Origin of the sequence: Paenarthrobacter aromaticivorans, from assembly GCF_019038615.1 — a bacterium.
GTDB classification, from domain to species: Bacteria; Actinomycetota; Actinomycetes; order Actinomycetales; family Micrococcaceae; genus Arthrobacter; species Arthrobacter aromaticivorans.
The window spans coordinates 319,536-344,167 of sequence record NZ_JAHOPC010000001.1; the positions used below are offsets into that span (position 1 = coordinate 319,536).

Below are 24,632 nucleotides of genomic sequence, written 5' to 3' on the forward strand. Positions count from 1 at the left end.
TACAGCACAGTTTGTGAATTTTGTCGCGTCACCGCCGCAAATTCGCGTCACATGACGGCAAAACAGCGGACCGCAGGAAAGTTTGTGCGGTCCGCTGTTTGCCCAGGCGCTGCGTCTAGCCCTTTGGCGTCACCTGCAGCCGATCAAACGAGAGCTGCGTACCGTCCTTATCCAGGACCACAACATCGTCACGGCCATTCTTTACATCCGATGGAAGAATGAATTCCACGGTGTTATCCGTGGTGGGAAAGACCCATCCGAGTCGGTAACTGTCCTTGTTCAGATACACGTAGTACCACTGCCCGTATTCCAAGCCCTTCAAAGTCACTTTCTGGCCATTGCGATACTTCTCCCCCGTGCCCAGATCAAACGACGCCGTTTGGCCGTCGAGGTCCTGGACAATCAGCGCGGGCTCGGTGTCCGGCTTTGCGGGCTGGACGTTGAGGGCCAGCGCGGCGCCTTCGGCAGTGGCGGCCACTTCCTTGGTGCCGTTGTGCGCCGTCGCATCGAAAGTTACGGCGGCGAGGCTTCCGGCTGCGACGTCCCCGGCAGTAAGCACATGGACACGCGTGGCCGTCGCAGTGCCGCCAATGGGCAGGGCAGTTTCAGTGATTCCAGACCCCGTAGCCTCAAGCCCCGTCAGCGCCACATTGCCGGCGTTGCCCACGGTGTAGGTGTACGTCACAGGATCTCCTGCGCTGGCGAAGCGGTCACCGTCTGCGTCTTCCCAGACCGCGGAGACTGTTCCTTCAAGCTTCGGTTCGCGGATTTTCAAGTCCACCTCGCCGCCGTCGATCCCGTAGTTCCTTGTGCTCTGGCCCGCCGAGCCGACTTGCCAACTGGTGGTTGGAACGAAGAAGCCCTGGTCGACTTCCTCAGCGGTCACGGTGTGGCGCGGCGTGGCGCACTGGTAGCTCTGCCCGGCCGGCAGGGTGAGGTAACGGCAATTGCCGGGCCCCTCAGGGACGAAGGGGCTGAAGTTGCCGGCGGTGGGCACCACGTTTTCCACGAGCGGACCCGTGTTCTTGACTGTGAACGTGTAGGGGAAAAGGTCGCCTGGCGCGTAGGGCTGGGTTGCGAGGTCACGCCCGACGTCGGTACGCGCCCCGCTGATGTCCGCTGCCACCAGGCCGTCGCGCAGGGCCACCGCAGCGCCGGTGAACGGAACCGTTTTGGTGAGCGACGGCGTCGAGCTGGCTGTGATGGTGAAGCTCGCCTCGGGCACGAAGTAGCCGCGCTCGATGTCCGCGGCCGTCAGCACATGCTTGGCGGTAGTGCAGTTGTAGCTGGCGCCGGCGGCCAGGTTATTGAACCGGCAGTTGGGTGCAGTCGGTGGCAGGAAGCCGGAGTCGAAGCTCCCCGAAACAGGTACGGCGTTTGCCGTGACGTTGGACGTGCTCTTCACTGTGAAGGAGTAGCTGAGCGCCTCCCCGGCCTGATACGGATTGGCCACAACATCACGCGCAGGCGCAGAGCCTGTGATGGTGAGCCCCACTTGCGGGGCCGCCGGGACCGTCGCCGTGAAAGTGAACTGCGAAACCCTGCCATCCGCCGTCGTAAATGCTGCGTTAAGGTTCTGCGGACCGCTGGCGTTCGCCGGAGCGGTCAGCGCTACGTTGACGGTCACCGAGGCACCAGGCGCGACGTCGGGAACCGGCACCGTGGTGGCCGACCAGCCGCTCGGCGTGAAGACGGTGGCGTTGGCGCCGGAGATCGTGGTGGCCTCCTGGTTGGTGACCGTCACGGCGACTTGCTGGGTTGCTCCCGGAGCGGTGGTGACGGCAGGGACGGAAAGCGGTGCGCAGACATAGTTCAGCCAGGCGTCGTCGAACTTCGCGAAGGGCATGTTGTCCGTGTAGTTGCCCTCGTAAAGGACGCCGAACTTGCCGTCCTCCATACGGGTCACCGTGGAGTAGGCGGAGAAGCCGGAACGAATGGTTCGGACGCCCGGCCAGGTGGCGCCGTCGTCACACGATACCCGGGCCGAGACGTTCTCGCGGGCGGTCTTGGAATTTGCGTTGGTGAAGATCAGCTTCCTCGCGTCCGCCGAGCCTTGGGCGGCGTTCGGGAACATCCGGGCAATGGCACCGTTGTTGGCTGGATCCGGCAGCTCCGTGTCCTGGGTGACCGGACCGTAAGTGGCACCACCATCCGTGGAGATTGCCACCTTGCGGTAGCCCTGGTTGGCGTTGTCGCGGGAGTTCAGCAGGACCCTGCCATCGGAGAGTTCAACGGTTTTGTTTTCGTCCATGCGGTCACCCACGTTGGCACCCTTGTGCCAGGTGACGCCATGATCGTCCGAGTAGACGCTGTAGGCCTGGATCTTGTTGGTACCGTCGGCCTGGCGGACATCTCCCGCGTACTGCTGGATGAGTCGGCCCTTGTGCGGCCCGTATTTGAGCTGGATGCCTTCACCCGAAGAGGCGAAGTTGGAACGTACATCGCCCACCACAGGGTTGCTCTTGCTGGTCCCGGGCTTGGTGACATTGGTGATGAGCCGTGGCTGGCTCCACGTAACGCCGCCATCAGAGGACTCGATAACCGCCGAGGAGATCACGGTCCGGTCTGCGTCGTCGTTGCCGAACTGGCTGCCGCCGAAACCTTGGTCTTTGGAATAGACGAAGAAGGCGAAGACTTTGCCTGCCTCGGCGTCGTAAATGTATGAGGGGTCGCTGTAGCCGTACTTGGGGCCGCTGGCATCGGCGACGTGTCCGGCCGCAATGACCTGCACAGGGCCCCACGTCTGGCCGCCGTCTGTGCTGCGGCGCTGCACGATCGAGTTCGGGTTGGGAGCATCGGCGGCTGAGCCGGGACGGCCATCCCATGCAGCCAAGACCACATTGTTGCCCAAGTAGGTGAGTGCAGGAATCCGGTAGAAGAAGTTCGCGGCTGTGCGATCAGCGGCGAGATTTGCTTCGGCGAAACCGCCAGGGGCGGCTGTGGGGTTGTTCGGTGGAATCGGGGCGGCCGTAGCCGGAAGACCCAAGCTGGCCAGGAGGGCGAGGCTCAGGGCTCCAGTGGCTGCGATGCGTGCGAGCAATTTTGTGTCCTTTCGAAGCTGCGCCGAGATGGCTTTTCGCGCCAATGCTTGGCTCAAACATTGGCGCTATCTGCCATCTCGCGGTGTGCGGGGATCGATTCGATTCGGCGATATACCTCGTATTACGTGCCACGTCGAACGTCCTACAACCATATGGTGCTGGTCGTCACATTGCTAGGGATGAAGTCGGGGAAGCCTCGCGGCCCCATGTCGGGCTAACCTCGTGGACGTACTGGCATTACCTTCTAGCGATGGAGCTGCAGTGAAAATCCTTGTCCCCAACACCATCAGCCTGGATCTTTCCAACTCCGGCGAGGACGTGTTCGTTTACAAGGTGGATGAGCCCGTTCCGGACGAGCACGTTGACGCGGAGGTCCTGGTTGTCTGGCAGAACACCGGCGCCAACCTCGCGGACGCAGCCAAGCGGATGACCGCGCTCAAACTCGTTCAGACCCTTGCAGCCGGACCGGATTCCGTGCTGGCAGCGGGATTTGGAACCAACGTGTCTATCGCGTCAGGTCGCTCACTTCACGACGGTCCAGTGGCCGAGCACGCCTTGGCCTTGATCCTCGCTGCCGTCCGTCGGCTGGACGTACTGCACGACGCACAAAGGACCGCCACATGGGACCGCGCCTACAACGTGGCCCAGTCGGCTGCCGCCACGGAACAGCAGTACACGCTCGACGGCGCGAACGTCACCATTTGGGGGTTCGGCTCCATCGCGGGACGACTCGCTCCCCTGCTGGCAGCATTGGGCGCCAAGGTCACCGGCATCGCGAACTCTGCCGGCGAGCGCTACGGATTCCCCGTGGTGGCAACCGAGAATCTTCCGGAAATCCTGCACACCACGGACGTCCTGGTCTCGATCCTGCCGGCCGTTCCGGAAACGGAGAACGCCCTGAACGCGGAGATCCTTGAGGCACTGCCCGATACCGCGGTGTTCATCAACGTGGGCCGCGGAGCCACCGTCGATGAGGATGCCCTCGTAGCCGCGCTGCACGAGGGTCGCCTCCGGGCGGCTGCATTGGACGTCACCAAGGAAGAGCCCCTGCCCGCAGACTCCAAGCTCTGGAGCTCCCCAAACCTGATCATCACTCCGCACGTGGCAGGCAACCGCCCCAAGGGCTCAGCACAATTGGTCCTGGCCAACATCTCGGCGCTCCGGGAAGGAAGCGACCTGACCAACCTCGTGGACCGCTGATCCCAACTGGGTCGCATTAGAGCGCGTTTAGAGCCGTCTAAACGCGCTCAGCTGCTACCTAGTTGGGTGAACGTGCGCGAAAAAGTGGGCCCGCCCACCAGGACGGACCCACTTTCGTGAAAGATAAGAGTCAGGCGTGCTCGTAGGTCAGGCAGTCGGCAGCCTCGCGGCCAGGGCCGACCCTGACGTCGTGGGCCTCGCACATGAGGTTGTTGTTGTGAACGCATTCGGACCGCTGGCAAGCACCCACGTGGGCAAGGACCTTGGGAAGGCCGCCCATTGCGTTGGTGTCGATGAACGTGGCGCAGGAGGCGTGGTCCTGCGATCCACCAATGGTGATTCCAAAAGCAGTGCATCCATCATGGTTGAAGCCGCAGCTGCCGACGCTACAGGCGGATACTTCGGCAATGTGTTCGGTCATTGTTCCTCCTGGTTGGATCCGGATTTAACGAAGGGCCTGGACCCCACGTGTAGTCCCTAAAGTACGCCGCCTTGGCCGGATTTAACCCGAAGGAATAGCGCATTTGTGCGTGCGCTAATGCCGTTATTTGCCTGGTGTGCGGAGCGCGTCGCTGATCTTCGCGCGCGTTTCCTTATCCAACGGGGCTGTCATGTGGTGTTCCCTCGCCGCCTTGTCAGCCTTGATTTTCTGGATGACCATTCGTCCCAGACCCGCAAAAACAGCTGCGACTACGACGCCCAGCACCATCGACCTCGGTTTCTCCGCCATGCCACAATCCTAGTGACGGGCGCCACGCCCGGCGAGTGCCGCCGTCGGGCTTTCATTGCTCCCAATTTGGTGGCGATCGGCGGGGGGTCCTCGCGGAATCCGGCTGAATAGGGTATGCGCGCCCGTCCCGGTAAGATAGGTGTGCAAGCTCGCGGAGCGCCCCCACGCTGTAAGAAACTCAGTTGAACGGCGTGAGACGGCACCTCCGCGGCAGCCTTATTTAAGGTTCACCCAACTCACGCACAGGAGTTACCGGATGCCCCGGATCGTCGTTGACGTCATGCCCAAGCCCGAGATTCTGGACCCCCAGGGGAAAGCCATCGTGGGTGCACTGCCCCGCCTCGGCTTCAACAGCTTCAGCGCAGTCCGTCAGGGCAAGCGTTTCGAACTGACAGTCGACGGCGAGGTGACCGACGCTATCCTGGCCCAGGCCCGTGAGGCCGCAGAGACCCTCCTGTCCAACCCGGTGATCGAGGATGTTGTCAACGTCGAGGTCGTCGAGGCCTGATATGACATCGATCCCCCTGATTGGCGAGGCCGTGGCCGTCGCCGCTGAGCCCCGTTTGGCCGGTGCCAAGATCGGCGTCGTGACCTTCCCCGGCACCCTCGACGACCGCGACGCCGCCCGTGCAGTGCGGCTTGCAGGCGCCACGGCGGTTCCGCTCTGGCACGCAGATACCGAACTGGGCGATGTTGATGCAGTCATCATCCCCGGTGGTTTCTCCTACGGTGACTACCTCCGTGCAGGCGCTATTTCGCGTTTCGCGCCGCTGATGACCAAGATCATCGATGCTGCCAACTCTGACGCGAAGCTCCCGGTTTTGGGTATTTGCAACGGTTTCCAGATCCTGACCGAGTCGCACCTGCTGCCCGGTTCCATGATCAAGAACGACCACCTGAAGTTCATCTGCCGGGACCAGACGCTGCGCGTGGAGAACGCCAACACAGCCTGGACCCTGGACTACGCAGACGGCCAGGAAATCGTTGTGCCGCTGAAGAACCAGGACGGCCAGTACATCGCCGACGAGAAGACCCTGGATGCCCTTGAGGCTGAGGGCCGCGTGGTTTTCCGCTACGTAGGCTTCAACCCGAATGGCTCCCGCCGCGACATCGCAGGCATCTCCAACGCCACCGGCAACGTGGTTGGGCTCATGCCCCACCCTGAGCACGCGGTTGAGGTCGGTTTCGGACCTGAGTCCCTCGATGGAATCGGTGGCTCCGACACCGACGGCCTGGGCTTCTTCACCTCCGTTTTGAACAAGATTGTGGGAGGCGACAAGTGACCACGGAAACCACCAAAAAGTTCAACATCGATACTGTTGAGCACGCTGCCAAGACCCCGGACACGGAACTCCCGTGGGCTGAGCTGGGCCTGAAGCAGAACGAATTCGACGAGATCGTCAAGGTCCTGGGCCGCCGCCCCACCGGCGCCGAGCTCGCCATGTACTCCGTCATGTGGAGCGAGCACTGCTCCTACAAGTCCTCCAAGAACCACCTCCGCCAGTTCGGCGAGAAGGTCACCGAGGAAATGAAGAAGGACATGCTGGTGGGCATCGGCGAGAACGCCGGCGTCACCAACCTTGGCGACGGCTGGGCCGTGACGTTCAAGATCGAGTCCCACAACTCGCCGTCGTTCGTTGAGCCGTACCAGGGTGCCGCTACCGGCATCGGTGGCATTGTCCGCGACATCATCTCCATGGGCGCACGCCCGGTTGCAGTGATGGACCCGCTGCGCTTCGGCGCGATCGACCACCCGGACACTGCCCGCGTCATGCACGGTGCCGTTGCCGGCATCGGTGGCTACGGCAACTGCCTCGGCCTGCCGAACATCGGCGGCGAAATGGTCTTCGACTCCGTCTACCAGGGCAACCCACTGGTGAACGCACTCGCTGTCGGCGTCATGCGCCACGAGGACATCCGCCTGGCCAACGCCTCCGGCAAGGGCAACAAGGTTGTCCTCTTCGGCGCCCGCACCGGTGGCGACGGCATCGGCGGCGCTTCGGTGCTGGCCTCGGAGTCCTTCGACGACACCAAGCCTTCCAAGCGCCCCGCTGTCCAGGTGGGCGACCCCTTCGCTGAGAAGGTCCTCATTGAGTGCTGCCTCGAGCTCTTCAAGGGCTCCCTGGTTGAAGGCATCCAGGACCTCGGCGCTGCAGGTATTTCCTGTGCCACGTCCGAGCTCGCCTCCAACGGCGACGGCGGCATGGAGGTCGAACTGACCTCTGTCCTGTTGCGCGACCCCACGCTGACCCCGGGCGAGATCCTCATGTCCGAGTCGCAGGAACGCATGATGGCCGTGGTCACCCCCGAGAACATCGAAGCTTTCGAAGCTGTGATGGACAAGTGGGCCGTGGAGTACTCCTGGTTGGGTGAGGTCACCGATACCGGTCGCCTCATCATCACCTGGGAAGGCGAAGTAATCGTCGACGTCGACCCCCGCACCGTTGCGCACGACGGCCCGGTCTACGACCGCCCGTTCGCACGCCCGGAATGGCAGGACTCGGTCCAGGCGAACTCCTTCACCGGCTCCGTCGAGGATGCCGGCCGTCCTTCCGCTCCGTCGGAACTGGCTGCAGCCGTTACTGAACTGGTCGCTTCGCCGAACATGTGCAGCAAGGACTGGATCACCAAGCAGTACGACCGCTACGTTGGCGGCAACACTGCCATGGCCTTCCCGGATGATGCCGGCGTGGTCCGCGTTGACGAGGAAACCGGCCTGGGCGTTGCCTTGGCTACCGATGCCAACGGCCGCTACACCTACCTTGAGCCGTATCAGGGAGCCCAGCTCGCGTTGGCCGAGGCTTACCGCAATGTGGCCACCTCCGGTGCTGTTCCGATGGCCGTCAGCGACTGCCTGAACTTCGGTTCCCCTGAGGACCCGGACGTCATGTGGCAGCTGGCCGAAGCCATCCGTGGCCTCTCGGACGCCTGCATGGAACTCGGCATTCCCGTCACCGGCGGCAACGTCTCCCTGTACAACCAGACCGGCACCACGCCGATCCACCCCTCCCCTGTGGTGGCAGTCCTGGGCAAGCTCGACGACGTCGCCCGCCGTACGCCGTCGGGTTGGCGCGAGGATGGCCAGGCAATCTACCTGCTGGGCACCACCGCAGCAGAACTGGACGGTTCGGAATGGTCCAACCTGCGTGGACACCTCGGTGGCCTGCCGCCGAAGGTCGACCTCGCAGCTGAGCGCCAGCTTGGTGAGATCCTCATCAACGCTTCCCGCGACGGCATGGTTGACGCCGCACACGACCTCTCCGAGGGTGGCCTTGCGGCCGCACTGGTGGAGTCGTCACTGCGCTACGGCGTTGGCGCCCGGATCGCCCTCGAGGAACTCCTGGAGCGCGACGGCGTGGACCTGTTCACCGCACTGTTCTCCGAGTCCCAGGCCCGTGCAATCGTCTCGGTGCCGCGCTCCGAGGAAGTCCGCTTCAAGGACATGTGCACCGCCCGCGGCTTCGCCCACCTCCGGATCGGCGTCGTTGATGCTGCCAGCGCGAAGCTGGAGATCAACGGCGTGGACGAGCTGTCCTTGGACGCTCTCCGCGAAGCACACGAGGCCACCTTGCCGAAGTACTTCGGCTAAGCCTCCCCGCCGCTAAGCAACGCGGGGTCACTTACGGCCCATAAATCCCCTCGGGATGGGCCATAAGTGACCCCGCGTTTCTGTTTAAGCGGGCCAAGTCTGTTGCTGGGAGAGCTGGTCCGTGAATTCCGGTCCGGGCAGAGGTCGGCCGAAATAGTAACCTTGTCCGCTCGTGCACCCGATGCTTCGCAGCGCTTCGGCCTGTTCCGCCGTTTCGATTCCTTCCCAGATTCCCTGCAGTCCGCAGGAGCGGATTACCTGTTGGATCGCGGCAAGGAAACCCAACTGGGTACTGTCCTTGCTAAGTTCCTGGACGAACTGCCGGTCCACTTTCACCGCGTCCACGGGAAGTTTTCGCAGGTATCCCATGGACGAGTAGCCTGTTCCGAAGTCGTCGATCTCCAGTCCGACCCCCAAGCGGTGCAGGCTCGCCAAGGTGTAGCGATCCAGCTCGTTGTTCTGGATGATAGCGCTCTCGGTAAGCTCCAAAACCAGTGATTCCGGCGGCAGACCCGTCTTGGCCAACGCGTCCCGCACATCGTCCACGAACTCCAGGCTTTGCAGATCCGCAGCCGAGACGTTGATTCGCATCGAGAAACCGTGTTGTGCCGTCAAGGAGTTCTCCCGCCACTGACGCAGTTGCTCCACAGCCGCCCGGAGCACCCAGCGGCCCAACTCCGCGATCAAGCCGCTGGCCTCTGCAACAGGGATAAAATGGTCCGGCATGATGAGGCCACGCACAGGGTGGTTCCAGCGGACCAAAGCCTCGCTGCCCTCAATCCGGCCGGTAGCCAGCTCAACGATCGGCTGGTAAAAGAGGACCAGCTGGTCCGAGCGGATGGCTTCCCGGAGCTCCCCCACGATCTGGCGTTGGAGTTGCCGGGCATGAAGCGTGGAGGGATCGAACACCTTGAGCTTGTTCCGGCCCTCGCTCTTGGACTCCTCCATCGCCATATCGGCCTCCTGGAGAAGGTCCTCCACGCTGTGGTGCGGCTCGGCAATCCGCAGGCCCATGCTGGCACCGCAGCGGACACTGCTGTTCCCGAGGTCGATGTTGGGTTCCAGCGCCGCAAGGATACGGTTCCCGACGGCGGCCGCCCGGTTTTGCGGCGTGGCGGGCAACAGCACGGCGAATTCGTCGCCGCCCAGGCGGGTTACGACGTCGTTCTCCCTCACCGCCGAGCGGATCCGCATCCCCACCGTGACCAGAATCTGGTCCGCGGAAGCATAGCCAGCAGACTTCTTGAGTCCCTTGAAGCCATCCAGGGTAAGGAGGAGGAGCGCGGCCGGGGTTGCGCCCCTGGCAGCAGCCTCCTGGGCTTCAATGAATGCATCCGTCAAAGCCACGCGGTTGCCAAGTCCCGTGAGGGCATCCGTGAAGACTTCCCGCCGCTGCTCGTGGCGTGCGCGGTGGAGTTCCTCCATCAACGCCCTGATGTTCCGCTCCAGTTTCCCGATCCGAGCGTCAATGTCGGCCGGGAAGGAGCGGGTGGGATGGATTCCGCTGGGCTGGGTTGCGCTGGGCTGGGTTGCGCTCACGACGCTTCCATGCGACGCAGGGTATCGTCGGCTACGGCTTTCGGTTTGGCGACTGGGTTGCGGCGTTCGTCGAGGAAGAGCCGGTACGAGGCGACATCGAGTCTGCCGTCTCCTTCAATCGGAGTCCCGGCCCGGTACACGTGGGTAATCCATGAGCCTCCGAGAATGGCCTCAATCCACGCATCGCATTCAGCCAATGGAAGGGGTACGCGCGTTCCGGTGTTTCGCCGGTGGCCGGCGATGGAGACCGTAATGCAACTGCCCAGGAGGCCCTTATCGGCGGTGAACCATGCAAGTCCCTCGACATCGGCCACGATGGTCAGGTTTGCGCTGTCGTCGCCTACGGACTGGACAGGTTGCATCCGCACAGAACGCCGGGCCACGTTCAAGGCCGCGGGTGTTCCAGCCTGGTACGGAGCACTGGTGATGTCTTGCCTGAAAGCACTTAGTTCCTGGTTGTGCTGGATCTGGATCCGGGTGGTGAGTTCATTGATTGTCATGATCGTGCCTCGTCAGCGATAGTGGCCGCCTGGAGGCGGTCGGCTCCTACAATCCGGTTTCTTCCCTGTGCTTTGGCGCTGTACAGGGCTGCGTCTGCCACCTCGATCATGGAGGTGAGGTCTGGGGCAGCAGGGGTGCTTGCCGTGACTCCGTAGCTGATGGTTGGGAAGGACACGCCCTCCGGAACCTCGGTGGAAGCCATACGGCGGCTGATCTCGACCGCAATGCTTTGGGCCCGCTCCTGCGTGGCTCCGGGCAGGAAGAGAACGAATTCTTCCCCGCCGTACCTGCCGATGAGATCCGTAGACCTGACCGAGGACGTGCAGGCCTCGGCGAAAGCCTTCAAGGCGGCGTCCCCAGCGCGGTGACCGTGGGCGTCGTTGACCAGCTTGAAGTGGTCCAGATCAGCCAGGACTATTGCTGCACCGGACTCATTGGCGCGAAGTCGTTTGAGTTCGGTGGATGCGAGATCCAGGAAGGCTCCCCGGTTGAGAAGACCCGTCAGGTGGTCCTTGGTGGCCCGTTCCTTCAGGCCCTTGATCAGTTGGTCGCTGCTCAGTGTGGTCATGCTGAAGGACACCGTTACCAGCAGCACCAAGGACACCAGGCCAGAGGGCCCCGGACCAAAATAGCTACGGAATGATTCGCTGTCTGGCCCTTGCAACGCGTAGACGCCCCAGCGGCCCAGATAGTAGATGGCCAAAAGTCCGGCGGCCAGGGACAGCGCTTTGTGCACTTGCGAGTGGGTCGCCTTGATGAACCACAAGTCACGTGCCGCCAGTGAGATGCCAAGGGTCATCATGGCCAGGTACACGAAGCCGCCGGACCACACGTTGGAGCCGGGGCTTTCCAACACGGAGGCCACGGCAGTGATGACGGGAGCGACGGCGAGTTGCCATGGTGCAGCTTTAAGGTCCCGCAGCGTACGGGCACCCGCCCAGACGCTGAACGCTCCGGCCACCACCAGGACGTTGCCGAAAGGGTTGGCCCAGTGCTGGGCCGATGTTCCGTTCAGGAGGAACGCCGTGTTTCCCAGCATGAACTGCAGCAGGGCCAAGCTCCACCAGCCGGCGTAGGGCGACCGGGTGCGGCGGTACGAGGCGACGAACAGCGCGAAGAGCGTCAATGTGACCACGCCGAGGGCTATCCTCACCGAAAACGAGTCAAGCACCATTGTTCGCTCCTGCCGATTGGTCCCACGCCAATTTCTAACATGTCAGGGTTCCTGTCAAAGCGGAGCCTTTCCACATGTTGGTCGTGCCGGGAACCTTGTAATACCCGCGGATTTCGTAAGTCCACGTGCCTACAGGCTGAATTCCGGACCTATAGGACTTTCCGGCATTTTTGCTAAGGTCGCCGGTGAATTCCAAAGTCCCGGAGGGGCTGTATAGCTTGATCTCGTGATAGTTCGCGCCAGGAACTTCCGCGAAGGAATTCACATCCACGGCGACCTTGGCACCGTTCGACGAGCAGGTCATGACCACGTCTACGCTGGCCGGGGACACAAGACGCATGGCCGAGAACTGAGGATTGGCATTCTCGGTCGCAGAGAACGCAGCAAGTGCGGCGGCAGGCGCGGCCATCATGGAAACAGCGACGGCGGTTACGCCCGCGAGTGCGCGCCAGGTATGGTTCTTGCTCATGCCGCCCGCCCCCTTAGCTGCTTCCGGCCCTGCTCTTGTTCCAGTCTGATCGGGCTGGATCAATCCCGGTGCGACATTTCCTCAAGATTGGCTCAGGATTACAGTCCGGAGACTGCTCATAATGAACCATGTGGATCGGTTGGATTGAATTCGATGTGCTCCTGGGCGATGTCCATAGCCTCAAGGAGAAACGCTCTCTCGTACGGCCCCTCGTTGCTGAACTCAAACGCCGCTTCGAAGTGTCCGCCGCCGAGACCGGATTGCAGGACCAATATCGCCGGACTTTGCTGGGGGCAGCACTGGTGGCGCCTGACCGCGCGCACCTCAAGGAAGTGCTCGACGCCGTCGAACGGTTCGTCGCTGCCCGGCCCGAGCTTGAGCTGCTCAGCGCAAGGCAACGGGAGCTGCACAGCGAAGACTAGGTGTACAGAATCCCGCGAGGTTAGTAGCCGATGACCGCCAGCCGCGTTGAATCCAGATGGCGTGTGGAATTCGGTGTCCGCACGCGGAGATCCCCTGGATGTTCTGACCCCCCCTCTTAAAGCAACGCGGGGTCACTTACGGCCCATAAATCCCCTCGGGATGGGCCGTAAGTGACCCCGCGATGCTTCTATGTCTTGTCACGCGGTCGGAGGGCAACATCCGCATCAAAGCCGTGCACACCCCGGAGCACCTTTCCTTCCTGGTCACCGACGGCGCGTTCGGCGACCAGCCCGGCTACCAGCTCTCCGGTTGTTCTCCGGCGATCTGGGCCGGCCGGACCTGCTGGACGAAGCAGCCGGCGGCGTGGGCACCCGCTTTGAGGGGGCAAATCAGCTCTTTTGCCAGCCTGCGGGATAACTTCCTGACACTGCCAGACTACGTTCAGGTCCACCCAGCGCACGGCGCCAGCAGCGACTGCGGCAAGGAACTCGGGGCCATCCCGTCCCCACGGTGGGCTACGAACGCCTGTACGCCTGGTGGGGCCCCTACCTGGGAGCCAACGACGAGCAAGACTTCATCGACGAACTCCTCGACGGCCAGTCCGACGCCCACGCCTACTTCGGCCGCATGAAACGCGAAAACCGTGAAGGCCCGGCCAGGGTGAGCGCATCCCGCTGCCCAAACTCTCCACCGGGACCGTCTCCGCGGCCCTCACCGCCGCCTCCGGCGCAGTTGTAGCCGTCCGGATGCGCAGCAATGACGATCTGCGGGAAACGTCGATGCCCTAGACTCCGCCCCACACCGAGGCCGAGCCAGAGTGGCCGGTCACAACGGCTTCGTAAATCAGGAACAGCCCAGCAAGGGCCCCGAGAACGGACGTGGCGGGGACAGCCCAGCGGGCGGCCAGCAGGCGGCCGGCTCTGCGGAGCGGCAGCCAGCGGCTCACGACAAAGGGAAACGCGGCAAGAATCTGCGCGGCGGCCACGATCAGGAAGATCACTGTGACATACCGGAAGAAACTGCCTTGCTCTGCGTGCTCCCGGACGAGATCCGAGGCGGGCTTGGTCTTCTCCAGCTGCTCACCGGCTTCCGCGGTGAGGATGGACAGCGGCACCAAGGCAAGGGCCAGGATACCAAGCGGCCAAGCTAAGTAAGCCCTGCTGCGGCGGCCGAGCGCGAAGACCACCGCCATCAGACCCGCCAGCGGCGCGAGGACAACTACTCCGTGGACCAAGAGAATGTGGGCTGGAAGGCCAGCGATTTCCACCATGCAAAGCTCCTCAGGACTGGGACACCGGATCAGGCGTGCTGGTCTCAGGCTATCCCTGTGGTGCCCAGCAGCAGGCCAACGGCATAGGTGAAGGCCATGGCAAGGGCGCCCCCGATGACCAGGCGCAGGGTGGCCTTCCGTTTCGAGCTGCCGCCGATCCTGGCGCTGACCGTGCCGGTAATGACCAACGCCACCACCACGGCCACGAACGTCGACGGGACCCGGATCTCGGCCGGCGGGAGGAGGATGGCCAGCAGCGGCAGCACCGCGCCGACGGTGAAGGCGATCGCCGAGGCGAAGGCCGCATGCCAGGCATTGACCACCTCTGCCTCGTCGATCTTCAGTTCAGCCTCCAAGTGCGCGCCCAGGGCATCATGCTCGGTGAGTTCGCTGGCCACCGTCCGCGCCGTGGCTTCGGTGAGGCCCTTGGTCTGGTAGATGGCCGCAAGTTCCTCAAGCTCGCCGGCGGGATCATCACGGAGTTCCTGTCGTTCCTTCTCGATCAAGGCCCGCTGGCTATCGCTCTGGCTGCTGACCGAGACGTATTCGCCAAGGGCCATGGAAACGGCACCGCCCACAACGGCGGCTGTGCCCGCCACCAAGATGGGTGTGACATCGTTGGTCACCCCGGCGACGCCGACAACCGTGGCCGCCACGGACACGATGCCGTCGTTGGCTCCAAGTACGCCCGCGCGCAGCCAGTTCAGGCGCGCTGAGATGTTGTCGTCGTGCGGTTCGTTCGGGTGCTGCTTCAGCAACTCAGTCATAGTGAAAAGTAAAACATCGGCGTCCAGGCCCGGCTATGCCGGAATACGCCCCTGCCGGGACCCAAGACCGCCCCACCCCACTCCAGTTGAGCGCCCCAGCAGGCTTCTCGAAGCGACAAATAGCGTAGCTAGAAAGCCGCCATTTACAGCCACAAGTGCCACCCGACACCGATCCGTTTGGGCTTCTCGGAGGCGAACGTAATGTCTTGAAAAGCTCTAGATTTACAAGACATCAACGAGCGTGTGATGCCGCTGCGAATTGCCCTCTCCTGAAACCTGGCGCTGGCTTCCAATTCTTCGGGCCGGAATACCCTAAGCAACAGCTGCCCGCCGTGTTGTTCTTGATGGCATGGGAAGAAATCAGGTGGCCCTGCGGGCGGTCAAAGCCTTTCATACTCTGGCTTGGTTCAGTATCGAGGCCTGCATGGTCTATCTTCTATATGCGGGATTCCGCGGGAAGACCGACAGGCGAGCCGCCACTGCCGCTGCAGTTGTAGCTGGGGAAACGCTCATCTTCGTGGGCAATGGCTTCCATTGCCCCCTGACCCCCTTGGCGCGACGGCTCGGTGACCCGACCGGCTCCGTCACAGACATCTACCTGCCACGCTGGTTCGCGCATAACCTCCCTGCCATTCACGTTCCTTTACTCGTCCTGGCCATAGTTCTGCACCGGCGGAATTTCAGGAAGCACCACCGCAAATCCTAGGGTCCCTGGTGCCGAGTTCAGAATGGTCCCTCATCGCAAAGCCCCGCCACCCCTGTGAATCCGTGAGGTGGGCGGGGACTTTGGACTCCGTCGCCGTTTCACTCCTGTGCCTTGTCAGGCCCAAAGCAGCCCGGATTTTCGTCGGCGTCTTCTTCATCATCATGGCCGTGGGCGTCAACGCCGCGCTAAGTATCGCCGCCCCGGAGCAGTTCGTGAAACTCGGTACGGACAGCCCACTGACTCCTCTCTACCGCTGGTTCTTCGAAAATGTTGTCGCTCCAACACCCCAACTCATTGGGATCCTCGCTGCGGCTGGCGAGAGCGCGCTGGGGCTGCTCATTCTCAGCGGGGGCAGACGGGCGAGACTCGGGCTGCTCGGCGCGATCATTTTCCTGATCTTTATCACGCCTCTGGGAATCTGGACGCTGCCCAATCCGGTGCTGGCAAGTGGTCTGGCGTGGCTGCTGACAAAGGAGCACCCGAGGAACCTGTTGAGCGTATTCCGTTCACCACGGCCCAGGACAGCTACCGAGGGAACACTGACATGACATCACAAAATAGGCTCACCATCGCCCTTGAGGATGTGGGAGGCACCTCCTGGTGGGCGAGCATTCTAAGCACCCTCGGCTCCCAATACGGAAACACCCAGCAGCGGTTTGTGGGTCAAGTCGACGGAAAGACCCTTTACAAGAGCCCCACATTTCCTGTAGCACGATCGGTCAATCCCCCTCCGCCAGAGGAAGCATGGGCTCCGGGGATGACGGCAGCACTTGCCGAATTGAGGCGGGACCTAGCCAGAGACGGCTGGGTACAAGTCTCTGAGGATGGGGATCCCCCGTTGCCGGTGTATGAGCGCAAGTGAACCTTCCCCTGTTAGCAGTGGGCGGTGTCTCCGGACTCCTCGCAAACGGGACTACTCTCGGCGCGGCGTCAGCTCCCACACGTTGCCGAGGCCGCCATTCTGCCTTTGGGCTTGCCGTGGGCGCGGTGACGGGAGCTTAGTCCCTAGGACCACGCGGCCTCGACGAAGACGCTGAAAAGTAGGAAGTGAGGTGGTCCCTTGCGTAAGCGATCATCACCAGTGTGTTCCTCGGCCGTATTCTCGTCCGTGTCGCTGGCTTAGTCCTCCTCGCGGCAGTGTTCGTGATCGCGGCGTGGGGTGATCGCGGAGTTGTTCGCCTGGACAGGTGCCAACGGCCCACAGACACCCCTTATCGCCATCTGTACTCCGGCCTACCCTGGCGGCAGGGAAAATCCCTGCCGGGGTGGTCGGGAACTTCTCACACTCGATTTGTAGGTTGGTACCGGCGTCGCTGATGGCGAAGGTGCGGGCGTGAGAGTCCACGCCGATGACGAACGGGCGGGTCTGCGCAACGATAGTCAACGCGGCCACCCTCCTGCTTTCGAACGGACAGGACAGGCCGCAGCACGACCGGCACTGGACTTGGGAAGAGTCACTTCGAGGCAAAGCTATGATGAGCCACAACCTCCAGAGGCTGGGCAAGCCTCTGATCAAGCCACCGACGTGGTAAAGATCAGCACCGGCCGCTCTACCCAGCACGGACAAATCGGGGAAAACACGCCCACGATGGGGCAATTGTTTCTTCGAGTCACGCGCCAAGCAGAACGACCGGCATCAACACCGCCAGCTAGTCCCAGACCAGCCACTGCAAGACTCACAGTTGTTTTTTAGCGGGCGTGTGCTACTTCGAGGTGCCCTGTGAAACCGAGCCTTGCAGCTGGCGCTGGAAGATAACGTAGACGATCAGGACCGGAACCACCGTGACAGTGACCGCTGCGAAGAGTGCCCCGAAGTCCACGGCGTACCCCATCTGGCCGGCGAAGGCAGCGAGGCCCTGCGAGAGAACGCGCGGCCCGGCAGCGTTGATGGATACAGGGATGAGGAACTGGTTCCACAGGCCCAGGAAGTTGAAGATGGCAACCGAGGCGAGGCCCGGCTTGGCCATCGGCAGCATGACCTGGAAGAACGTGCGCCACTCCCCTGCGCCGTCGAGTGCTGCTGCTTCAGTGATTTCGTGCGGCAGCGACTTGAAGAAGGAGAACAGGAAGAACACTGTGAACGGCAGCGCGAAGCCCACGTACACGATAATCAGGCCCGGCAGGGTGTTCAGCAGTCCGATGTTCTTCAGCACGAAGAACAGCGGGACCATGGCGAGGAAGATGGGGAACGTCAGGCCGGCCAGCATGAGGTAGTAGATCGCCCGGCTACCCGGGAACGTGTACCTCGCCAGGACGTAGGCGCACATGGCACCGAGCACCATGACGATCACCAGCGCCGAACCCACCACAACCACCGAGTTCAGGAAGTAGCTCCCGATCCCGGCCTCACTCCAGGCCTTCACATAGTTATCGAACCGCCACTGCGAGGGCAGGGCGAATGGGGAGGCGAAGATCTCGCTGGATGTTTTGAAGGAGGACATGAACGTCCACAACAACGGCAGGATCACGATGAGCGACCAAATGGTCAGCGCAGTGTGTGAAACAGCGCCCACGAGTTTGTCCCCGGGCGTAGTGGCGGGCTTGCGCGGCTGGAAGTGCAGCGACTTCATTTCAGGGGTTGAGACTTTTGTTGTCATTAGATGCTCACGTCCTTGTCGCCACCAGTGAGCCGGTTAATCACGAACACCAGGCCTGAGAAGATCAGGGTGGCCACAGCCAGGACAACGCCCATGGCGCTGGCCAGTCCGAATTGCCCCTTGCTGAAAGCTGTGAAGAACAACTGCTGTGCCATCACGAGCGTCGAGTTGTCCGGACCACCGCCGGAGTTCAGTGCCGCCATGTAGACGAACGCGTCGAGCGCCAGGATGCCCATATAGATGTAGGCGGTCTGGATGTTATCCCTGATAAGCGGGATGGTAATGGACACGGCAGTACGGAGCCTTCCCGCGCCGTCGATCCTTGCGGCCTCGAACAACTCAGCAGGAATGCCTTTGATACCGGCCACGAAAAGGACCATGTAGAAGCCAACGAAACCCCAGACAATCACGAACATGGTGGCGGTCATGGCCGTGTTCTTATCGCCCAGCCACGCGAAGTCCTTGAACTGGTCAAGGCCCATGCCGGTCAGGATCCCGTTGAGCAGGCCACCGGATGGATCATAGATCTGGCCCCACATGATGCCGATCGCGATGGCAGGAATGGTGTACGGGAAGAACGAGACAACACGGTAGAAGCTGGAATTGCGTAGGCCCTTGATCTGGCCCTTGCTGCTCCCGCCAACGGTCACCATGGTGGCGAGCACCAGGCTCAGAATGATGGTGACGATCGGCAGCACGATGACCAGGAGGATGTTGTTCCCCATCGCCTTCATGAAGATGTCGTCCGAGAAGATCCTGGCGTAGTTATCAAAGCCGATGAAGTTCTGTGTGGGCGAAAAACCCGACCAGTCCGTCAAGGAATACCCGAAGGCCTGGATGAACGGCCAGATCACGAACAAGAGATAGATCGCCAGCGGCAGGCCAAGGAACACCGCGAAGAAGCTGACCTTGTCCCAGGTCAGCGGCTTGCGCCGGCGCCTCACCACAACCGGTGGGGCCATGGCCGGAACGACGGCGGCCAGGCCGTCGTCGTTCCGGCTCTGCTTGGTTTTCACTACGGTCACTTCACTTCAATCTTCTTGACCGAGCTGTCGTTGCGGACCTTGTCGGTGATGTTCTGGAGGGCGGAGGTCAGCGTCGCAACGTCCGACTTGCCATCGAGGAAGGTGTTCCAGACGACGAGCTGGTCCTTGTTGGTGCCGTACAGGTCGATGAAGTTCCAGGTGTAGATGTTCTCGCCTGCATCGCTGAGCAGCTTTGTCTGGGAGACCAACGCCGTGGAGCCGAAGCCATCGGCCGGGACGGTGTCCTTGACGATGGTGGGAGCAAGCTTGGTCTTGGCAAAGTTGGTAGCAGCTTCCTTGGAGAGCATGACGCGGAGCAATTCCTTGCCGCCGGCAACATTCTTGCCTTGGGAGGGAACCACGTAAGGCTCGCCGGCTGCACTGTGCAGCGAGGCGTACGGCTTCTTGGGGCTCGCACTCACTGAGGGAACCGGCGCACCCGTCATCTTGAAGTCCGCCTTGGTCTGGTCCTTCATCTCGTTTTCGATCCACGAACCGGACGGGTAGAACACTGCCTCTTGGGCATTGCTCCACTGGGCCTGCGCTGCCGTGAACTGCGTTCCGGAACCGCCGGGCTTGAAGTAGCCCGCCTTGATGATCTTGTCCATGGCCGTGAAGACGGACTGGATAGCCGGGTGCGACCAGCAGTCTGCCTTGAGGTTCTCCAAGGCCAACCGGACGTCGTCGCCACCTTCCTTGATAGCGGAAGCGATCGCCATTTCCTGGTAATAAGTGGCAGCTTCCTTGCCCCAGAGGAACAGGTACTTGCCCTTGGCCTTGGCCTGCTCACCCAGTGCGTACATTTCGTCCCAGGTCTTGGGAACGGTCCAGCCGTTTTCCTTGAGCAGGGAGTCCGAGTACCACATGGCGTAGACAGTGAGCACATAGTTCAGGGCCGCCAGCTTGCCCTCGAAGGTCCCTGGAGCGAGAACGCCGGTGTACAGGGTGTCCTTGATGACCTTGCCTTCGAGGTTCTTGGCCTCCACCACGCTGGTGAGGTCCTCGAGCTGCGCCAGGATAGTGCTGAAGCCAATGGCCTTTGCACCGGAGTTGTCGATCAGGTCCGGCGGGTTGCCGCCGACGAAACGCGGCTGGAGCTCCTGCGCGATGTCCGTGGACGGGGCAATCTTGGCGGTGGAACCCGAGTGGGCCTTTTCGAAGGCCTTGCCGGCGAACTCGACGTAGTCGATGCCGTAGCCACCCTTGAAGATCACGGCATCGACGGTGGACTTATCCGCCATGCCGAAGGGGTTGGTGTCAGAGACGGCGCCCGTGGGCCCGGCGCTGGTGCCGCCACCACCTGCTGCACACGACGCAATGGATCCCCCCATGGGGACGAGCACCGCAGCTGCGAGTGCCCCGCGGAGGAATCCGCGACGGCCAAGGGACTGGTGCTGAACGTTCATTTTCGTAACCCTCCAGTGACTCGTAATGTCGACTGTTGCGGCAGGCGCCGGAAAGTCGGACAGTCTGGGTTGGCCACTCTGCAGTGCCAACCTTCGTGTGACATACTTCACCACGAATGATCGAAAATCAATATTTCTCGGCAGTTTCGATCAACATTTGTCAAAGCGTGATCTTTCTACGGACCTTCCGCGAGGGCCTTTCCGCACTCGGTAATCGCTTCCCGGGCGAGCAGCCTTTGCCGCTCAGTTCCCAGTCGTTCCGCCCATTGTTCAGCTAATTGGAACTCCACCAAGGCCTCGGTGAAGCGCCCGTTACCGTGCAGAAACCAACCGAGGCTTGTGTGCAAAACAATCATCCATCGCTTGGTTCGCTCATGATGGGCCGTGGAGGCATACTCGAGGCCGCTCCGCATCCAGGCCTCGGCATTGGCGGTATCCGCAATCGAGAGCATATGCAGCGCGTCCACCGCCAGGAACTCCTCACCGAGGTGGTCAGCCAACTCGGCAGCCTGCTCGAGGAGTGGCACTGCCATCGCGGCGTGCCCGCCGGCGTTCAAAACCCGCCCGCGCTCCAGGAGCACGCGCACGCCCACTGTGGGTTCGTCGCCGTCGATTCCGTCAAGGAGTGCATCGGCTTCCTCGAGCCGACCCTGCAAACCGATGGCCCGCCCAAGCTGGGTTGTAAGCTCCGCCCGCTCATCGGCGTCGTAGATTTCCTCCAGCATGGCTGCACGAAACCTGGCTTCGGACGCTGCCGGATCGCCAAAGTTCCATAAGTGGTCCAAAGTTCCCTGATCCAGCATCAACCCGCTCCTGACCAGCTTCAGCTGCGCCCGTTGGCTTGCACTATCAATGTAGCCCCATGTCAGCGGCGTGGGGAGAGGGTGGGGGGCCGTGTCAGGCCCGGGGCATTCCGGCTTTAGAGACCAGGACGGCTGACGAGGCGCGCCCAGCCGAGCTGTTCCTGTTGCTTCCGGCTTAGCGTAGCCACCACCAGATCATACGAGTCCTCCACCATGTCCCGGATCATGTCGTCGGGAAGGGCTCCATCCAGCCGGACGCCGTTCCAGTGGGTCTTGTTCATATGCCAGGCGCCTGTGATCTCGGGATGCGCTGCCCGGAGTTGCTCGGCCAACGCGGGCTCGCACTTCAGGCTCACCGACCAATTGTCAGGATCCATGGCTGAAAGCGCGAACATCTTGGCCTCGTGCCGCGCTCCACCAGCGACGGCGGCCCGCACCTTGAACACGGACGTTTCCGGTCCGAAGGGGAAGTCTTCAAAGGCCCCGGGAAAGCCCAGGCAGATCCGGCGGAGCTGGGAAACGTCCATGGAGAGAGCCTACCCGGGCAGCCCTACGCCACGCCTAGGAAATCCTCCAGCAGCACCACTTCCAGGCCCGCGGCCAGCTGCGCAGCACGGAACGCAGCGAAGTCCGCGGCGAACTCGGCACGGAAATGCATCAGCACGATGTCGCCGGGACGCAGGGAGTTACCCACCTGGTAGTCCATTTTTCCGGCGTTCGCCTTCGCCTCCCACGTGATGATCGCCTTCATTCCGGCAGCCGCAACCGCCTGGCGCATGACGTTGGAATAGGCTCCGCCCGGGGGCCGGAACAGCGTGGGACGCCGGCCATAATGCTGAAAGGCGTAGTCCTGCATGCCCACGATGTCGTTCAGCTGCTGCTGGTACCCCCACTGCCGCACCATATTGATGTTGTGCGTGACGGTGTGGTTCTCCACAAGGCTGCCTTGCGCCTTGAACGCGTTGAAGAATGCGGGGTTGTCGGCGATGGTGTCCCTGGTCAGGAACAGGGAAGCCGGGTAGTCATAGTCAGTCATGAGCCTGACCGATTCCGGGGTCTTAATATTGCCGTCGTCGATCGTCAGGAACACTACCGGGTGCTTGGTCTCGATCTTGGTGATCACTGGCGCAAGGCCGCCAACGATCGGCGGCAGCTGGTAATCGGGGATGAACGTCCGCCGGATCCGCTTCGTGGCGGTGGGCGTTGGGGTTGGCGCTGCACTGTACGACGGCGGCACCTCGCCACCGACGGACAGCGCACCGTTCGGGCCCGGCACCTCGGGCGAGGCAGACGCGGAAGCAGGCGACAGCTCCGGCGTCGTGGTTTCAGGTGCTGTGCTTTCGGGTGCAGCGCAGGCACTCAAACCGGCAACGAGAGAAGCCCCGAATGCCCCTAAAACGGCCCGCCTGGCAGGGGTGGAATTCGGCACCGCTGAATGGTTGCCACACATGGCCGTCCCTCGAGGTCAAAGAATGATTCAGCTGCAGATTAGCAAAGGAATCGACCTGGCGATTACAGGCCGTAATGCCAGCCTTCACGTGCCGGGCACGAATTGACCACGACGTCCAGACCTGCATCCCTGGCGCGCTGGACGGCGTCGTCGTCAAAGACGCCCAGCTGCAGCCACACAGCCTTGGCGCCGATGGCGATTGCCTGATCAATAACTGCGCCCACCCGTTGGGAGTTAACGAAGCAGTCAACGACGTCAATGGGGTGTTTCTCCGCAGGAATATCCGCGAGCGACTTGTATCCCTTTTCGCCATGGACATCCTCGCCCTTGAGGTTCACGGGGATGATCTCCATGCCCATGCGATCGCGAACGTACAAGGAGACGTCGTATGCGGACCGCCACTCATTGTTGCTAAGCCCGACGATTGCCCAGCATCCTTTTGTTCGCATCAATCGTTCCACCACGGCCGGATCGTTGACATGCATCATGAAACAAGCTTAGTGTCCCGCGCCCCTAGCCCACTGTTTCAGCTTGTCCACGAAGGACTGGGACTGTTCGTGAGCCGGCTTCCCGCCCAGCGATGGGAGTGCCTGGGTTGGTTTATTACCGTCGGCGGGCGTGGGCGTAGCCGGCGCGGCGGTTGGTTCAACAGTCTCGAGGAGGCTCGCCTGCCCAAGCACCGACTCGTAAAGCTTTGCCTCAAGCTTTAACTCCCGAGGTTCTGCTTCTGCAGGTTTCGTCTGGCCGGTGCGGGGTAACTCGCTCGCCGCGCCCGAAACCGGGACGTTTGCGACGGCGTCCGCTTGCGCCCCAGGGGCTGGCTGCACTCCCTGCGGTGGCTGCACTCCGGGCGCTGGCTGGACTCCATGCTCTGGCTGAACAGGCGTCTGGCCTGACGGTACGGCAGCGTCGGAAGTCCCCGGAGTTCGCGGCACCGCGGGTGATTCGGTGGCTGGCGGGAGGGCGGCGGGATCCACTGGGGGCGCTGGTTCGGTGCTGACCTTCGGAGCATCAGGCGTGGGCAGTGCTGGCGCTGCGGCCGAAGGTTGCGGAGCGAAATTGCCCAGCAGTTCATCGACGAACGTAGGCGTACGGGTGAATCCGGAACTGGCAGCGGCCACACCACTTACGCCGAGTCCCATAGCCGCAACCACGGCTACGCTCACCACAGCCGTCCGGTGCTTGTGTCGCCAACGGCGCTTGCTGACTTCATCGTGCGGTCCGGCGAGCATCGCGGCCAGCGCCGCATTCGGGGCGGGTGCTGGGAGGTTCGCGAAGGAACGCATGGAGAGCAGGGCCTGCCGGAGGTCGGGCGCGTCAGTGGGCGCGGCGTCGAGCATGAGCTCGTCGACGATATCTTCGCGTTCCATATCCCTGTATGTCATGAGGACACGTATTCCTTTACTACCGAATGCTCACGGAGCGTCATCAAAGCCCTGCGCTGCAGTTGCTTTACCGCGCCGGCGGATTTCCCCATGATGTCGGCCACCTGCTCCACGGTCAGGCCTGCCACGATCCGGAGGGCCAGGACCTCCCGTTGATCGTCCCCGAGGTAATCAAGGAGCTTCATGACCTCGCGGGGAGCCAGGAGGCCCATTGCCTCGGATTCGGCAGAACCCGCTTGGCGGGGATCGCGCTCCGGTGCGAACTCGTGGTGTTCCGGGGCCCTGCTTTGCTTCCGATGCTCATCCACCATGCGGGCGTGGGCCACGGAAAAAACAAAGGTCCGCAATCCGCCCGCACCGCCTCGGATGTCATCCAAACGGGGCAGGACAGCAAGGAACACGTCCTGTGTAATGGCCTCGGGATCTGAGACGCCTTTAGCCGTCAGGTAGCCGAGAACCGGTCCGGCGTACGCCTGGTAGACGGCGCTGAACAGTTCCGCGTTATTGCCCTTGAGCGCATGGAGCGCTTCGTCGGTCAATGCGTCGGTCACAGTTAA

The 24,632-nt window shown here is 62.3% G+C and carries 25 protein-coding genes and 1 pseudogene; 8 read left to right on the top strand and 18 right to left on the bottom strand.

Translation table 11 applies throughout. From position 1 onward, the window contains the following. Positions 1-115: 115 nt before the first annotated feature. A complete protein-coding gene (locus tag KSW38_RS01500; protein WP_254185950.1) occupies positions 116-3,040 on the bottom strand; it encodes an exo-alpha-sialidase in 2,925 nt (974 codons plus the stop codon). A 262-nt stretch (positions 3,041-3,302) separates the two neighbouring features. Here KSW38_RS01500 and KSW38_RS01505 point away from each other — a divergent pair, with 262 nt between their 5' ends. Next, positions 3,303-4,241: an NAD(P)-dependent oxidoreductase gene (locus KSW38_RS01505; RefSeq protein ID WP_216921983.1), complete on the top strand. Its 939-nt coding sequence runs from the start codon at positions 3,303-3,305 to the stop codon at positions 4,239-4,241. A 130-nt stretch (positions 4,242-4,371) separates the two neighbouring features. Here the strand turns inward: KSW38_RS01505 and KSW38_RS01510 are convergent, their stop codons facing one another. Both KSW38_RS01510 and KSW38_RS01515 read right to left on the bottom strand, forming a co-directional pair. Next, positions 4,372-4,662 carry a DUF1540 domain-containing protein gene (locus KSW38_RS01510; protein ID WP_144650113.1) on the bottom strand — a complete coding sequence of 97 codons (291 nt, stop codon included), beginning with the start codon at positions 4,660-4,662 and terminating at the stop codon, positions 4,372-4,374. 123 nt (positions 4,663-4,785) lie between these two features. Continuing rightward, positions 4,786-4,971, bottom strand: a complete 186-nt coding sequence (locus KSW38_RS01515; protein ID WP_216921986.1) for a hypothetical protein — start codon at positions 4,969-4,971, stop codon at positions 4,786-4,788. Between the two features lie 256 nt (positions 4,972-5,227). Between KSW38_RS01515 and purS the strand changes: the two genes are divergently transcribed. The 3 genes from purS to purL are packed head-to-tail and all read left to right on the top strand — an operon-like array spanning position 5,228 to position 8,560. After that, positions 5,228-5,479, top strand: coding sequence for a phosphoribosylformylglycinamidine synthase subunit PurS (gene purS / locus KSW38_RS01520; RefSeq protein ID WP_011773385.1), 252 nt, complete (start codon positions 5,228-5,230; stop codon positions 5,477-5,479). 1 nt (position 5,480) lies between these two features. After that, a complete protein-coding gene (gene purQ / locus KSW38_RS01525; RefSeq protein WP_216921989.1) occupies positions 5,481-6,254 on the top strand; it encodes a phosphoribosylformylglycinamidine synthase subunit PurQ in 774 nt (257 codons plus the stop codon). Then, positions 6,251-8,560: a phosphoribosylformylglycinamidine synthase subunit PurL gene (gene purL, locus KSW38_RS01530; protein ID WP_216921991.1), complete on the top strand. Its 2,310-nt coding sequence runs from the start codon at positions 6,251-6,253 to the stop codon at positions 8,558-8,560. The genes purQ and purL overlap by 4 nt, the downstream gene beginning before the upstream one ends. 84 nt (positions 8,561-8,644) lie before the next feature. Here purL and KSW38_RS01535 read toward each other — a convergent pair whose 3' ends face one another. The 4 genes from KSW38_RS01535 to KSW38_RS01550 are packed head-to-tail and all read right to left on the bottom strand — an operon-like array spanning position 8,645 to position 12,243. Next, positions 8,645-10,099 carry a putative bifunctional diguanylate cyclase/phosphodiesterase gene (locus tag KSW38_RS01535; RefSeq protein WP_308169266.1) on the bottom strand — a complete coding sequence of 485 codons (1,455 nt, stop codon included), beginning with the start codon at positions 10,097-10,099 and terminating at the stop codon, positions 8,645-8,647. Next, positions 10,096-10,599 carry a hypothetical protein gene (locus KSW38_RS01540; RefSeq protein WP_216921993.1) on the bottom strand — a complete coding sequence of 168 codons (504 nt, stop codon included), beginning with the start codon at positions 10,597-10,599 and terminating at the stop codon, positions 10,096-10,098. The genes KSW38_RS01535 and KSW38_RS01540 overlap by 4 nt, the downstream gene beginning before the upstream one ends. Further along, on the bottom strand, positions 10,596-11,774 hold the full coding sequence (locus KSW38_RS01545; RefSeq protein ID WP_216921995.1) for a GGDEF domain-containing protein: 1,179 nt from the start codon (positions 11,772-11,774) through the stop codon (positions 10,596-10,598). The genes KSW38_RS01540 and KSW38_RS01545 overlap by 4 nt, the downstream gene beginning before the upstream one ends. A 34-nt stretch (positions 11,775-11,808) precedes the next feature. Continuing rightward, the gene (locus KSW38_RS01550; RefSeq protein ID WP_216921996.1) at positions 11,809-12,243 is read right to left on the bottom strand and encodes a hypothetical protein; all 435 of its coding nucleotides are present in this window, start codon (positions 12,241-12,243) and stop codon (positions 11,809-11,811) included. Positions 12,244-12,371: 128 nt separating this feature from the next. Between KSW38_RS01550 and KSW38_RS01555 the strand changes: the two genes are divergently transcribed. Further along, complete coding sequence (locus KSW38_RS01555; protein ID WP_216921997.1) at positions 12,372-12,665, top strand: DUF503 domain-containing protein; 294 nt, start codon at positions 12,372-12,374, stop codon at positions 12,663-12,665. Between the two features lie 212 nt (positions 12,666-12,877). After that, a pseudogene (locus KSW38_RS01560) lies at positions 12,878-13,439 on the top strand (MBL fold metallo-hydrolase); the annotation flags it as partial. Positions 13,440-13,450: 11 nt separating this feature from the next. Here KSW38_RS01560 and KSW38_RS01565 read toward each other — a convergent pair. Both KSW38_RS01565 and KSW38_RS01570 read right to left on the bottom strand, forming a co-directional pair. After that, positions 13,451-13,936, bottom strand: a complete 486-nt coding sequence (locus tag KSW38_RS01565) for a hypothetical protein (protein ID WP_216921998.1) — start codon at positions 13,934-13,936, stop codon at positions 13,451-13,453. A gap of 44 nt (positions 13,937-13,980) precedes the next feature. Beyond that, positions 13,981-14,703 carry a VIT1/CCC1 transporter family protein gene (locus KSW38_RS01570; protein ID WP_216922000.1) on the bottom strand — a complete coding sequence of 241 codons (723 nt, stop codon included), beginning with the start codon at positions 14,701-14,703 and terminating at the stop codon, positions 13,981-13,983. 349 nt (positions 14,704-15,052) lie between these two features. Between KSW38_RS01570 and KSW38_RS01575 the strand changes: the two genes are divergently transcribed. After that, positions 15,053-15,409 (top strand): hypothetical protein, encoded by a 357-nt coding sequence (locus KSW38_RS01575; protein ID WP_216922002.1) that lies wholly within the window; start codon positions 15,053-15,055, stop codon positions 15,407-15,409. An 8-nt stretch (positions 15,410-15,417) separates the two neighbouring features. Next, positions 15,418-15,957, top strand: coding sequence for a hypothetical protein (locus tag KSW38_RS01580; RefSeq protein WP_308169267.1), 540 nt, complete (start codon positions 15,418-15,420; stop codon positions 15,955-15,957). A gap of 1,155 nt (positions 15,958-17,112) precedes the next feature. Here KSW38_RS01580 and KSW38_RS01585 read toward each other — a convergent pair. The 9 genes from KSW38_RS01585 to KSW38_RS01625 form a co-directional block, all read right to left on the bottom strand. Then, positions 17,113-18,006, bottom strand: a complete 894-nt coding sequence (locus KSW38_RS01585) for a carbohydrate ABC transporter permease (protein ID WP_216922004.1) — start codon at positions 18,004-18,006, stop codon at positions 17,113-17,115. Then, on the bottom strand, positions 18,006-19,031 hold the full coding sequence (locus KSW38_RS01590) for a carbohydrate ABC transporter permease (protein WP_223947838.1): 1,026 nt from the start codon (positions 19,029-19,031) through the stop codon (positions 18,006-18,008). The genes KSW38_RS01585 and KSW38_RS01590 overlap by 1 nt, the downstream gene beginning before the upstream one ends. Then, positions 19,028-20,437 (bottom strand): N-acetylglucosamine/diacetylchitobiose ABC transporter substrate-binding protein, encoded by a 1,410-nt coding sequence (gene ngcE, locus KSW38_RS01595; RefSeq protein WP_216922006.1) that lies wholly within the window; start codon positions 20,435-20,437, stop codon positions 19,028-19,030. Before ngcE ends, KSW38_RS01590 begins: the two co-directional genes overlap by 4 nt. Positions 20,438-20,613: 176 nt before the next feature. Continuing rightward, complete coding sequence (locus tag KSW38_RS01600; protein ID WP_216922008.1) at positions 20,614-21,240, bottom strand: hypothetical protein; 627 nt, start codon at positions 21,238-21,240, stop codon at positions 20,614-20,616. Between the two features lie 116 nt (positions 21,241-21,356). Continuing rightward, entirely contained in the window at positions 21,357-21,767 is a 411-nt protein-coding gene (locus KSW38_RS01605) for an MmcQ/YjbR family DNA-binding protein (RefSeq protein ID WP_216922010.1), read from the bottom strand. Positions 21,768-21,790: 23 nt separating this feature from the next. Next, the gene (locus KSW38_RS01610; protein WP_308169268.1) at positions 21,791-22,669 is read right to left on the bottom strand and encodes a polysaccharide deacetylase family protein; all 879 of its coding nucleotides are present in this window, start codon (positions 22,667-22,669) and stop codon (positions 21,791-21,793) included. 83 nt (positions 22,670-22,752) lie between these two features. Next, a complete protein-coding gene (locus KSW38_RS01615; RefSeq protein ID WP_216922015.1) occupies positions 22,753-23,178 on the bottom strand; it encodes a CoA-binding protein in 426 nt (141 codons plus the stop codon). A 9-nt stretch (positions 23,179-23,187) separates the two neighbouring features. Beyond that, positions 23,188-24,075, bottom strand: a complete 888-nt coding sequence (locus tag KSW38_RS01620; RefSeq protein WP_216922018.1) for a hypothetical protein — start codon at positions 24,073-24,075, stop codon at positions 23,188-23,190. After that, the gene (locus KSW38_RS01625; protein ID WP_216922021.1) at positions 24,072-24,626 is read right to left on the bottom strand and encodes an RNA polymerase sigma factor; all 555 of its coding nucleotides are present in this window, start codon (positions 24,624-24,626) and stop codon (positions 24,072-24,074) included. The genes KSW38_RS01620 and KSW38_RS01625 overlap by 4 nt, the downstream gene beginning before the upstream one ends. Between the last annotated feature and the right edge of the window lie 6 nt (positions 24,627-24,632).

Coding starts and splice junctions, on each gene's coding strand:
- KSW38_RS01575 (WP_216922002.1), top strand. CDS start 15,053: ATGGGAAGAAATCAGGTGGCCCTGCGGGCGGTCAAAGCCTTTCATACT.
- KSW38_RS01605 (WP_216922010.1), bottom strand. CDS start 21,767: ATGGACGTTTCCCAGCTCCGCCGGATCTGCCTGGGCTTTCCCGGGGCC.
- KSW38_RS01585 (WP_216922004.1), bottom strand. CDS start 18,006: ATGACAACAAAAGTCTCAACCCCTGAAATGAAGTCGCTGCACTTCCAG.
- KSW38_RS01540 (WP_216921993.1), bottom strand. CDS start 10,599: ATGACAATCAATGAACTCACCACCCGGATCCAGATCCAGCACAACCAG.
- purS (WP_011773385.1), top strand. CDS start 5,228: ATGCCCCGGATCGTCGTTGACGTCATGCCCAAGCCCGAGATTCTGGAC.
- KSW38_RS01615 (WP_216922015.1), bottom strand. CDS start 23,178: ATGATGCATGTCAACGATCCGGCCGTGGTGGAACGATTGATGCGAACA.
- KSW38_RS01515 (WP_216921986.1), bottom strand. CDS start 4,971: ATGGCGGAGAAACCGAGGTCGATGGTGCTGGGCGTCGTAGTCGCAGCT.
- KSW38_RS01550 (WP_216921996.1), bottom strand. CDS start 12,243: ATGAGCAAGAACCATACCTGGCGCGCACTCGCGGGCGTAACCGCCGTC.
- KSW38_RS01565 (WP_216921998.1), bottom strand. CDS start 13,936: ATGGTGGAAATCGCTGGCCTTCCAGCCCACATTCTCTTGGTCCACGGA.
- KSW38_RS01570 (WP_216922000.1), bottom strand. CDS start 14,703: ATGACTGAGTTGCTGAAGCAGCACCCGAACGAACCGCACGACGACAAC.
- ngcE (WP_216922006.1), bottom strand. CDS start 20,437: ATGAACGTTCAGCACCAGTCCCTTGGCCGTCGCGGATTCCTCCGCGGG.
- KSW38_RS01600 (WP_216922008.1), bottom strand. CDS start 21,240: ATGCTGGATCAGGGAACTTTGGACCACTTATGGAACTTTGGCGATCCG.
- KSW38_RS01545 (WP_216921995.1), bottom strand. CDS start 11,774: ATGGTGCTTGACTCGTTTTCGGTGAGGATAGCCCTCGGCGTGGTCACA.
- KSW38_RS01510 (WP_144650113.1), bottom strand. CDS start 4,662: ATGACCGAACACATTGCCGAAGTATCCGCCTGTAGCGTCGGCAGCTGC.
- purQ (WP_216921989.1), top strand. CDS start 5,481: ATGACATCGATCCCCCTGATTGGCGAGGCCGTGGCCGTCGCCGCTGAG.
- KSW38_RS01620 (WP_216922018.1), bottom strand. CDS start 24,075: ATGACATACAGGGATATGGAACGCGAAGATATCGTCGACGAGCTCATG.
- KSW38_RS01555 (WP_216921997.1), top strand. CDS start 12,372: ATGTGGATCGGTTGGATTGAATTCGATGTGCTCCTGGGCGATGTCCAT.